The organism is Paenibacillus sp. MAEPY2 (assembly GCF_000499205.1).
Classification (GTDB): domain Bacteria; phylum Bacillota; class Bacilli; order Paenibacillales; family Paenibacillaceae; genus Paenibacillus; species Paenibacillus vandeheii.
Window position 1 is genome coordinate 14,204 of the sequence record NZ_AWUK01000005.1, and the last position, 12,132, is coordinate 26,335.

The window sequence follows — 12,132 nt, forward strand, 5'->3', positions numbered from 1 at the left end:
CATGCGGCGGGATCAACGCATTCATAGAATACCTCAGCATGTTCATCCCGAAGGGGGCTGCCCATTATGGACTATACTGGTTTTCTACATCAATTGGTTGAAGGAATGCAACGTCCCGAACCAGAACAGGGGCGGCGATACCTAATTCGGTTCGCCAAACCGAAGCAATATGAAGCCTGCCTCGTGGAACTATCGCGGATGAGGAATGAATTTACTGATCTTAGTGTGGTCCGCTCCTCCCGGCTGGCCCGCTCCATTATCGCCCCGGTGCATGACCCGGAAGAACTATATCGCTACAGTGATGACATTACGGTAGAAGAAGACGCGTCCATTTCATTGCATGCCGCCACCGCGCTACACAGTAAACCGAGCAGCGTTCAGGGCGTACCTTGGGGCGTAAAGCAGATTCGCGCTCCCAAAGTATGGTCCGTTTCCACAGGGCACCGGATAAAAATCGGTGTAATTGACACAGGTGCCGATTATCAGCACCCTGATCTTCGCTATTCGCTGGCACGCGGAATCAATCTGTTAAACCGCAGCCTGCTTCCTCATGATGATAACGGTCATGGCACCCATATTGCCGGAACCATTGCCGCAGCTAATAGTACGGCAGGCATGATCGGTGTAGCTCCCCGCTCGCTGATCTATCCGGTGAAGGCGTTCGACCATAATGGCTCAGCCTTTGTGTCAGACATCGTACTTGGGATCGACTGGTGTGTGCGCAATCGGGTCGATATCATCAATATGAGCTTTGGCATGAAAACGCGCAGCAAAGCATTGCTTGATGTCGTGAACCGTGCGTATCAGGCCGGGATTGTCATTGTCGCTTCGTCAGGAAATGACGGCAAACGCCGCAGCATTGATTATCCGGCACGTTATCAGCAAACGATATCGGTCGGTGCAACCGACAAAAACCGGCGGATTGCCTCGTTCAGTAACCGAGGCGCATTCGTCGATGTATATGCGCCAGGGGACAAAATTGTCTCCTCCTGGGTGCAAGGCAAGCACCATGAGATGAGCGGCACCTCCATGGCGACGTCGCACGTCAGTGGCGCCATAGCGCTCCTGCTTGCAAAGCATCCCGGCCTGTCGCCAGCCGAGATCAAAACGCTTGTGAAGCGCTCGACCGTTCCGCTGCGCGCACGCAAGACCTCCACCGCGAAGAGCAAAATACGCGGTGGCGAGATTGATGCCCTCAAGCTAATGCAGGAGGGCGGAGGGTAATGAGTGCCTCGGGCCGTGTAACCATGGCCGCGGGCACAGCAAAAAGTCTCCATGTCCACGCTGCATTGCAGGCGTGGTGCATGGAGACTTTTTGCCAAAGCCATAGGGCGGCTGAGCACCGCCAAGGCTAGGATTACATTTTGTCCGGTGCGGATACGCCCACCAGACGAAGCGCTGTTGCGATGACGGTGCGTACAGCACCGATCAACGCCAGACGCGCCTGCGTTTGTCCCGCGTCTTCAGTAATGACGCGCTCTGCACGGTAGTAACTGTGGAACAGGGATGCCAGTTCATATACATAACGAACAATACGATGAGGCGCATATCCCGTAGCAGCAGTCGCAATTTCTTCAGGCAACTCACCCATTTTGCGAAGAAGGTCATATTCATGCTCCGTTGTCAGCTTCGAAAGGTCGATCTGTGCCAGTGGCAACAGCTCAATGCCTTGTTCTTCTGCCTGACGGTACACGCTGCATACCCGAGCATGAGCGTATTGTACATAGAATACCGGATTTTCATTAGACGTCGAAATGGCGAGGTCCATGTCGAAGTCCAGATGAGAATCCATGCTGCGCATGGTGAAGAAGTAACGAATGGCATCGATGCCTACTTCGTCCATTAGATCTTCCATCGTTACTGCCTTGCCTGTACGCTTGGACATCTTCACTTTCTCGCCGTTCTGGAACAAGCTCACCATCTGTGCAATCAACACGACCAATTTCTCCGGGTCGTTGCCGAGTGCTTGCATGGCCGCTTTCATCCGTGGAATATAGCCGTGGTGGTCCGCTCCCCAGATGTTAATCATGGTGTCATATCCACGCGCATATTTATCACGGTGATAAGCAATGTCTGGCGTAAGGTACGTGTACGTACCGTCATTTTTAATCAAAACACGCTCTTTGTCGTCACCATACTGCATGGTTTTCAACCAAGTTGCTCCGTCTTGCTCATAGATTTCATTACGATCACGCAATTCGTCAAGCACACGCAGCACTTCTCCGTTATCATACAGTGAAGTTTCGCTGAACCAGATGTCGAAATTGACACGGAAGCGATTCAAGTCACGTTTGATCTTGTCCAGCTCTTTCTCCAAACCGAAGTCACGGAAATAGGCAGCACGGTCACCCGGATGCATGGACAGCAAAGAATCGCCCTTCTCGGCTACCAGCTCCTTGGCAAATCCTTTGATATCCTCACCGTGATAACCGTCTTCCGGCATCTCTGCATCTTGGCCCAGTTCTTGCAAATATCTAGCTTCAATGGAGCGCGACAGGTTAAACACCTGGTTACCGGCATCATTAATGTAGTATTCACGTGTTACATCATACCCGGCATAGTCGAGGATGTTACAAAGCGCATCACCCACAGCCGCTCCACGCGCATGGCCCAGATGCAGGCTACCTGTCGGGTTCGCACTGACAAACTCCATCTCGACCTTGCGCCCTTCACCCACATTGATTCTTCCATAATTCTCACCCTGCTCATGTACAAGCCCCAGCACAGGATAGAGATAGCTCTTGTCCAATTTGAAGTTAATGAATCCTGGTCCGGCAATTTCCGCCTTCTCGATTCCAGCTTCAGTCAGATTGAGATTGGCAATAATCTCTTCTGCAATCTGGCGTGGATTACGCTTGGCAATCTTGGTCAGTTGCATAGCGGCATTGGTCGCCAAATCGCCGTGTGTTTTCTCGCGTGGTACTTCAAGGGTAATGGTCGGCAGGTCCTCCTGCGCAACAATGCCGGCAGTCACAATGGCATTGCCGATGGCTGTACTTACCCGTTCGTTAATTGTATCTAATGGATTACGTGTCATGAAATTGGTTCCTCCTGTATATGCAAACTAATCGCGAAATGTCCGGATTCTTCGTCAAAGCGGTAAAAGTCGTAGCTCCACGCTGCGCGTGCGCTCAATCCCTGAATGGAAAGTTCCAGCTCCTGTGTATGCGTGGACAAGGCAAACGACATATACGGCGAGCGGTAAAAACCAGGGAGCTTGCGGTCTAGTTCAAACGTTTGCTCCGATTCCACCTCGCCATGACGTATAATCTTGATGGATTGTCCGCCAAGCTTCAATGTTGTTCGGGTAATACCGCCCTCGGGTCCGGTCTGTGGTTCTTCATACCGTACATAGAGCACAGATCCTTTCAACACGGCTTCACCCTGCATTTCCTGCAGTACATCTTCACCTTCATAACGGCTGTGCAGCCGGATCTGAACCGGTCGCATGTTCGACATGAATGTTAACCTCCATTATATTCGAGGCGACGCAAAATCAGGCACGGCCGGTGAGAACAGCCCTTCCTGTATTGTTGTGCCGCTATACGCGCTCATATTCCCGGATAGCTCGCTATCCTACACTCTACTGTATAACTATATCCAGTTCACCCGCTCAATTCAAATCCAAATTCAGAGTTTTTGCCCATCAGCGCCAAAAAAAGCAGAGCCACACCTGTAAAGTGCAGCTCTGCCTTGCTTCATTAATAAGGAAATACGTTCCGGATCAGGTCCATCGCGGCTCATATGGAAATGGACAGGTCGACTCTACCAGCTTGGCGCGCACCTGTACGAGACAGCCACAATAGCGACAGGTCGTGCCGTACTGTAAAGCTGGACAATGGGAGCAAATGCTCATACGCCGCTCATATTCACTATCCTCGACTGCCGGACGTGAGCGTGAAGCCAACGCCACGAGACGCGCCATCTTGGCTTCACTGATCTTTACATCATATTGATCATTACATCCCTTGCAAGGTTGCTGCTTTCCGATATGTCCACCTGTCACAGATGCATCCATTTGATCAGCCCTTTACAGCGACTACTCCAACAGAGGCCGGAGGCAGCACAAAACGCAGTTTGTTATTTTCGAGTGTAATACCCTTCCATTCCACAGGCTGAACCCGATCGGGCTGTTCAAATGTGTTGAACGCACCATAATCTGCATGATGTAGAATCTGTCCCGATACAGAAGCAGCATCCGCTGATTCGATGTGACAGACCGCTTCAAGCTCATCCGTATGACTAAGGTTACACGCTGTCACATGAATAATTCCATCATAGCTGCGAGAAGCCGACAAACTTAGTTGAGGGATGGTCTGGTCCCCGAATGTATATCCAGGACTCTCATAGTTCAGCTCCAATCGCTGTGCGTCCATATGCACCTGATACATATCGAACACATGATATGTAGGCGTAAGCAGCATCTTATCTCCTTCAGTCAGAACCAGTGATTGGAGAACATTAACGATCTGTGCCAGATTGGCCATGTGCACTCTTTTATTGTGTGCGTTAAAAATATTCAGGTTAATTCCGGCAAGTACGGCATCGCGCATCGTATTTTGCTGGTACAGAAATCCCGGATTCGTACCTGGTTCAACGTTATACCACGTTCCCCACTCATCCACGATAATACCGACTCTGCCCTCAGGGTCGTATTTATCCATAATCTCGGAGTGCTTCACAAGTAACTCTTCCATATATAGCGTCTTTTTCAACGTTGTGAACCATTCGGCTTCTCCAAATCCTGTAGCCTCGCCTTTATCCGCCCACTCACCTGTTGGAATCGTGTAATAATGCAGGCTGATTCCATCCATAAAACGACCGGCCTCCCGCATTAATACTTCCATCCAGTCGTAGTTGTGGTCGTTGGGGCCACAAGCGATTTTATAAATTTCATTTCCGGAATAATTACGTACATATGTCGCGTAACGACGGTACTCATCTGCGTAGTATTCAGGACGCATATTACCGCCACAACCCCAGTTCTCGTTCCCGACACCAAAATATTTCAGCTTCCATGGCTCTTCACGACCGTTGCTCTTCCGCCAGTTCGCCATTGGAGATTCCCCATCAAACGTGATGTACTCTACCCATTCCTGCATCTCCTGCACCGTACCACTTCCCAGATTGCCACTGATATACGGCTCTGTACCGAGCAGTTCACACAATCTCAGAAACTCATGCGTACCAAAATGATTGTTCTCTTCTACCCCGCCCCAGTGTGTGTTGATCATGCGGGCGCGCTCACTTTTTGGACCTACGCCATCTTTCCAATGATATTCATCGGCAAAACAACCACCAGGCCAACGAAGTACGGGAATATGAAGTTTTTGCAGTGCCTTCAGCACGTCATTCCGTATACCTTCTGTATTCGAAATAGGTGAATCTTCCCCTACCCACAGCCCTTCATAAATACATCTTCCCAGGTGCTCTGAGAAGTGACCATATATATTGCGATTTATTAATCCTTGTTCCGAATCCGTCTTTAAAATAACATCAACCATAATTTCAACCTCCCCAAAAGTGTTGTTATCGCTTACAATAACGTGTTTGTGAACAGGATTCAACCGTTTTTATTTAAGAACAAACAAGCCCTTTCCGGCAGTTTAAATCCGGAAAAGGCTTGTTTGTTCATGTCGGCCTCATCAGGCCAAATAAGTTAAGATTTATACACTTTTAGATTGAAATTGCCTTGAAATTATTCCATGGCCTGACGCCAATTACTCGTTTTCAGCGGGCAACAATATTTTTTGCTTCCATGTTGTTCCGCCATCTGTCGTCTCATAAATCGCAGGAGAATTGTCGCTTGTTACGACGAGCCAACCTGTTTTGGCAGAAGGAAACGAAATGCGGGAGCTATAACCTGGATCCTTCAGGTCAATATTTTTCCACGTGGAACCTGCATCATAAGAACGTCCAATCCCTACTTTGCCTGCTGCAGGTGATCCTCCTGAGAGATAGGCCGTCTGATTACCGATCAACGCCATGTTCCCTGGGTGACCCCCTGGTTCTGCGGGACCTTTTCCGTTCCCTGTGCTGCTTGCACCTGGAGCGGGACCACCACCTGCTGTAGATTGGGCGAAGACCTGTCTCCAGTTCTTGCCTTCATTCCCGCTCGCGTAGAGAGAATACGACTGCTGGGACATGCCTGCATCGCCATATAGAAGGGCCCATACCTGGTTACCGCTCGCGTATATATCTCCACCGCTCCACGTTGTTGAGGTTACCTTCAGCGATTGCGTCCAGTTCTTGCCTCCATTACTGGTCTGCATGATTCGGTACCCCGAGCCAGGAGCGACTACAATCGCATAACCTTGCTTCTCTGTCGTGAACACAGCTCCGCGTGTATTGGCTAGTGTAGAGATGGGGCTCCATGTTGCACCGCCGTCCTTCGTCATATAAGCCCCATTATAGGTGTACCCAAAGCCTTCATTTTTAGTGCGAAAATCAATTCGCTTAAATTGTAAGCCACCAATATCCATCCGTGTCCAGTGTGATCCACCATCTGTTGAGCGGATGAGATACGTCGTAGGAGAATTCTTCACCTGAGCCAATGCAAATCCATTCACATTATTCGGAAAATCAAGTTGTGTGAACTGCCATTGACCGGTATAAATGGACTGCCACGTACAGCCTGCATTCGAGGTACCGATCAGGAATCCCTCGCCAGCAGCCCGTCCGGTTGTATTGTTTAAAAAATCGATATCCGTAAATTGCAGTCGTTGGTCTTCCACACCACTGCCCTTTTTCAACGTAGCTGTTAATCCATGATCTCCACTTCCACACGTTGGGGAGGATGCAGCGTTAGCGCCTGGTAGTGTATGTACCGGACCAAGTCCCCAAGCCAGCGTTACCGATAATGCGAGTGCGCCGATCCGTTTCCATGTCATTCTGCTCATTGTTGTCATTGTGACACCTCCTTCTATGGTTTTACCCCATTTTGCAGGATTTAACGTAACAATTTGTTTATCCCGCGTGACATTATTGCAATAAAAAAAACACTCATGCCCACATTTTTTATCTCATGGGCATGAGTGGTTCATCATTAATCTCTACTACGAGCCAATTTAAATGGGATATGTCCTAAAAGCAATAATCACAAAAGTGATACTTAAAATAAGGCACAGGACAAAATGCAATTTATTGTATTTAAGTGTCTTGATGCTAAAGGCAACATATAACATGGCCAGATTAGCCAGCATTAACGTTAAATTGAGAAACAAAGTCATTGTTAATATCAGATTGATGGTAAATATCATAAGTACCGCTATAAACCATTTGGGATACATACTCAATTGAGCCCGGATTGCATGCATAACATAACCCCTTTCCTCTATTTCCATATTATACATAAATATTAAGATAGAGTCATCCCGAATAAGCCTTTTCCACATGACACACGGGTGTATTTATATATACAACAAATGGTAGAGGCATAGGAACATACGGCATAATTGATGTTATGGACTTGAATTGCAAGCGAAAACCCACCTCATAAGGTTGACAGCCTGACGGTGGGTTTCGCTTGAATAGCAATATTTAATTCATGCACGCCGTGGCAGTCCACAGCCTTTCGGGGTCCTAAGAGTCTTTACCGTTGGCGCGGTGAAGGCTCTTTTTTATATATGGTCAAACCCAATCACCATATACTTCACGAATGTAATATATCAATGAATATATTACTGATTACTTTTGTAGTCCGTATAACACAATCCAGAAATGAGGTTCAATCAATCAAGTTTAAGAAACGATCATAAAAAAACGCCCTCTCCTACGCAGGCTTAACCCGACGCAGACAGAGGACGCTGTTATTTTACTATTACTTCACAAATCCAAGCAGCATTTCACGGATCATCTTCGCAGCCACAATTTGTGTCTGTTCCGTAGGATCGTAAATTGGTGCCACTTCCACCAGATCACAACCCACTACATTTACATCTGATCCTGCAATCATGTGGATGGCTTCAAGCAGTTCCTTGGACGTAATACCGCCCGCTTCTGCTGTTCCTGTACCCGGAGCCGCAGACGGATCAAGCACGTCGATATCAATTGTAACGTATACCGGACGGTTACCCATTTTCGGAAGAGCTTCCTTCATCGGAGCTGCCACTTCAAACGGATAGAAGTTGATGTTCTCCCGTCCGAATTGGAACTCCTCACGGGAACCGGAACGAATTCCGAACTGATAAATATTTTTGCCGCCCATCAGTTCAGCTGCTTTACGCACTGGTGTCGAGTGGGACAATGGCTCGCCTTCATAGTTTTCACGAAGGTCCGCATGTGCATCAATATGAATCAAGATAAGGTCGGGATATTTCTTGTACATTTGCTGAATGACAGGCCAAGTGACGAGGTGTTCCCCGCCGAGACCAATCGGGAATTTGTCGTCAGCCAGCAGGCCACCGATATATTCTCCGATGACTTCGAGACTGCGTCCTGCATTACCGAAAGGCAAAAGCAGATCCCCAGCGTCAAAGTATGTCATATCCACAATGCTTTTATCCAGGTAAGGACTGTACTCTTCAAGTCCAACCGACGCCTGACGGATATGGGAAGGACCAAAACGGGACCCTGGACGGAAGCTGACGGTGTAATCCATCGGCATACCATAAATAACCGCTTTGGAGTTCTCATAGTCCTCCGAACTGCAAATAAACACGTTGCCTGAATAAGCTTGATCCAACTTCATCTGATTTTTTCCTCCTTATTTCGTAAGGTCTTCCACGAATTTAGGAAGAACAAACGCCGCTTTGTGCAGACGTGGAGAGTAATATTTCGTATCCATCTCTGGAATCTGCGTCTCGTCCACCTCAAGCGGATTATGTTTTTTGCTACCCATTGTAAAGGTCCACAGACCACTTGGGTACGTAGGGATATTACAACCGTACACAAGTACGATAGGGAAGATTTCTTTAACGTCCTTGTTTACCTTTTGAATTAGATCCGCTTTGAACCATGGGTTGTCCGTTTGAGCAACGAAGATCCCATCTTCTTTTAGCGCTTCATAGATGCCCTGGTAGAAACCGCGCTCAAACAGCGGAGCAGCCGGACCTACAGGCTCTGTGGAGTCAACGATGATTACATCGTATTCATTTTTATGCTCTATAATATGCATGTAGCCGTCGTTCACCAGCACTTCAACGTTGGGCTCGTCCAACTTACCGGCGATTTCAGGCAAATACTTTTTGGAATATTCAATCACTTTCCCGTCGATTTCGACGAGAACTGCTTTTTCTACAGCAGCGTGCTTAATAACTTCACGGATAACTCCGCCGTCACCGCCACCGACAACCAGCACCTTTTTCGGATTCGGGTGTGTGTTTAGCGCAGGGTGAGCCGCCATTTCATGATAAACGAATTCGTCTTTCACCGTCGTCATCACCATGCCGTCAAGCAGCAACATATTGCCGAATTCCTCGGTCTCTACCATAGCCAGATCTTGAAAATCCGTCTTTTCGCTTACATAGGTCTGCTTAATCTTCGCGGTGATTCCGAATGCGGGGGTCTGTTTCTCCGTAAACCACAATTCCATAATCTCTACCTTCTTTCCGTAAAGTTAATGATCAGCCATACCTGACAAAGCGCGGGTGCGCTGCCAGTTTGCCCAAGCACGTCCAGCGTTCGGCGCCATACAGCGTTATGGTTGCTGGCTGCGGGAAAGGTCCGCGTTTCACTACATTATATAGATTAAATTGACCAGAGCGTACATAGCGTCTGAGTGATCAAAGAATCACTGACAATGGTACTGTTCGATCTTCCTTGCCTGTTGTATGTTGTGCCGAACTGTTATCTTTCATTACCCTTTTGCATTATACGCGATTGACGTTTATACTGCAAAACGGTTTTTTTCTGCAAAAAAGCTATATTTTAAACCGTTAAACGGGATGATTGAATATCCGTGTCACCGAATTCCCATACTGGAAAGAAAAGAAAGGAGCCCGTTCCATGACCCAACCAAGCCAAAAGACCCGCAAACGCGGGTTCCGCATATGGAAAGTCATCAAAAGTCTGACTCTGCTCGCTATTCTCGGCCTAATCGCCCTGACAGCAGGATTAGTCTACCTATACGCCACTAGTCTGCCGCTGGCTGACTCAGATCGCAATTCCAGGCTGCTGGACAGCCAGGGCGAAGTCATTGCCACTTTCTCGGCGGGAGGCAAAGACTCGGTGCCTGTACAGTTAGGAGATATTTCACCTGACTTGGTCAACGCCACACTAGCAGTTGAGGACCGCAAATTCTATGATCATGTCGGCTTCGACATCCGAGGAATGGGACGGGCTGTACTTGTAAACCTGGAACATATGCAGATGTCTCAGGGCGCAAGTACACTGACCCAGCAGCTCGCGCGCAACTTGTATTTGTCCCATGAAAAAACGTGGACCCGCAAAGCCAAGGAAGCCATGTACACGGCACAATTGGAGATGAAATACACCAAAGATGAAATTCTGCAGATGTACCTGAATGAAATCTATTACGGTCATGGTGCCTACGGAATCGAAGCGGCTTCCCGGATGTATTTTGGCAAATCGGCTAAACAGTTGACACTCGCCGAAAGTGCCATGCTTGCAGGAATTCCAAAGGGTCCGACGTACTATTCTCCATATAATCATATGAAGAACGCCAAGGATCGGCAGAAGGTTGTACTAAATGCCATGGCTGACATCGGCAAAATTACGCAAGTGGAAGCTGATAAGGCTTATGAGGAAATGCTCTCGTTCAAGCCGGAAAGTGAACGTAAAACCGTGGAAAGCGCCCCCTATTTCCGCGATTATATCCGGAATCTGGCCGTCAAGGAGCTGGGAATCAGCGAAGCGATGCTGGATCATGGAGGATTGAATATATACACCACGCTTGATCTGCGTGTACAAAAAGCGGCGGAAGACGCCGTAGCCAAAGGTATGGATGCCAAAAGCGAGCTGGAAACCGCTCTGGTATCGATCGATCCCCGCACCGGATACATCAAAGCGATGGTGGGCGGCAAAAATTACCGCACCAATCAGATTAACCATGTGCTGGCGACTACACGCCAGCCAGGATCTGCTTTTAAACCGATTATGTATCTGGCTGCCCTGGAATCCAAACAGCTCACCAGTGCTTCCATGTTTAAAAGCGAGCCAACCCTGTTTCATTATGACAATGATCGCAAGACCTATAAACCCGGCAATTTCGGGGATAAGTATTTAGGCGAGATTGATCTGAGACAGGCCATCGCCGCTTCGGACAACATCTACGCGGTAAATACGATTATGCAGATCGGACCTGAACAAGTGGTGAAGATGGCCAAGAATCTAGGGATTACGAGTAATATGAGCCCGGTACCCTCCCTTGCACTCGGAACCTCACCGGTTAGTCCTCTGGAGATGGCTTCCGCATTCTCCGCTATTGCCGCAGGTGGACAGCGAACACCTCCTGTAGCCATTCTGCAAGTGACGGACGCCGCAGGACGAGTAATCTATGAAACACCTCAGACCAAGGCTGAGAGGGTCGTTGAACCCGCTGCTGCTTATGTATTAACACGGTTGATGGAGAGTGTGTTCGAAAATGGCGGAACAGGTAATCGGGTATCTGCAACCATTAAACGGCCTGTCGCTGGCAAAACGGGGACAACGAATACGGATGCCTGGTTAGTTGGCTTTACCCCAGAGCTCTCCACGGCTGTCTGGGTCGGTTACGATCAAGGCAAAGCCATCTCCACATCCGACGGGCGTCGTGCGGCACCTATGTTTGCCCAGTTCACGGAACAGGCTCTTGCCAGTGTTCCACCGAAGATCTTCACCGTACCGGATAACGTCGTCAGTGTATATATCGATCCCGAATCCGGCAAACTGGCTGGCAATGGCTGCGCCGAGAAACGGCTGGAAGTTTTTATTGATGGCACAGAACCGACTGAGGTCTGTCGCAGCGCTTCAGACGATTCGGGTTCAGAGGATGATAAAAATAGTCGCGAAGTGCAGAATCAGCAGGGAATACAGGAAGAGAAGCATTCATGGTGGAAGGATTTCAAACGCTGGTGGGTGGAATGACCAAAGTGACGTAAATACGTAATGACGTAATTACGTCACTCCGAAAAAATCCAGTTTCAGCACAAAAGCAAAAGCCCCGAACCGATCATCTCGGTCACGGGGCTTTTG

Annotated in this window: 9 protein-coding genes; 2 read left to right on the plus strand and 7 right to left on the minus strand. The window is 48.5% G+C overall.

Annotation, left to right across the window (positions count from 1 at the left end):
• The first annotated feature begins 66 nt into the window (after positions 1-66).
• On the plus strand, positions 67-1,224 hold the full coding sequence (locus tag P364_RS0103550; RefSeq protein ID WP_024628785.1) for a S8 family peptidase: 1,158 nt from the start codon (positions 67-69) through the stop codon (positions 1,222-1,224).
• A gap of 133 nt (positions 1,225-1,357) precedes the next feature.
• Here the strand turns inward: P364_RS0103550 and argS are convergent, their stop codons facing one another.
• From argS to speE, 7 genes are all read right to left on the minus strand, one after another.
• Positions 1,358-3,037, minus strand: a complete 1,680-nt coding sequence (argS, locus tag P364_RS0103560; protein ID WP_024628786.1) for an arginine--tRNA ligase — start codon at positions 3,035-3,037, stop codon at positions 1,358-1,360.
• Positions 3,034-3,459, minus strand: a complete 426-nt coding sequence (locus P364_RS0103565) for a DUF1934 domain-containing protein (RefSeq protein WP_024628787.1) — start codon at positions 3,457-3,459, stop codon at positions 3,034-3,036. Before P364_RS0103565 ends, argS begins: the two co-directional genes overlap by 4 nt.
• A 265-nt stretch (positions 3,460-3,724) precedes the next feature.
• Positions 3,725-4,018 carry a DUF6171 family protein gene (locus P364_RS36740; protein WP_081717903.1) on the minus strand — a complete coding sequence of 98 codons (294 nt, stop codon included), beginning with the start codon at positions 4,016-4,018 and terminating at the stop codon, positions 3,725-3,727.
• Between the two features lie 4 nt (positions 4,019-4,022).
• Positions 4,023-5,504: an alpha-N-arabinofuranosidase gene (locus tag P364_RS0103570; RefSeq protein ID WP_024628788.1), complete on the minus strand. Its 1,482-nt coding sequence runs from the start codon at positions 5,502-5,504 to the stop codon at positions 4,023-4,025.
• Positions 5,505-5,720: 216 nt separating this feature from the next.
• Entirely contained in the window at positions 5,721-6,908 is a 1,188-nt protein-coding gene (locus P364_RS0103575; RefSeq protein ID WP_024628789.1) for a WD40/YVTN/BNR-like repeat-containing protein, read from the minus strand.
• Between the two features lie 911 nt (positions 6,909-7,819).
• Complete coding sequence (gene speB, locus P364_RS0103585) at positions 7,820-8,689, minus strand: agmatinase (protein ID WP_024628791.1); 870 nt, start codon at positions 8,687-8,689, stop codon at positions 7,820-7,822.
• A 15-nt stretch (positions 8,690-8,704) separates the two neighbouring features.
• Positions 8,705-9,532 carry a polyamine aminopropyltransferase gene (speE, locus tag P364_RS0103590; protein ID WP_024628792.1) on the minus strand — a complete coding sequence of 276 codons (828 nt, stop codon included), beginning with the start codon at positions 9,530-9,532 and terminating at the stop codon, positions 8,705-8,707.
• 413 nt (positions 9,533-9,945) lie between these two features.
• Here speE and P364_RS0103595 point away from each other — a divergent pair, with 413 nt between their 5' ends.
• Positions 9,946-12,024 (plus strand): transglycosylase domain-containing protein, encoded by a 2,079-nt coding sequence (locus P364_RS0103595; protein ID WP_024628793.1) that lies wholly within the window; start codon positions 9,946-9,948, stop codon positions 12,022-12,024.
• Positions 12,025-12,132: the final 108 nt, after the last annotated feature.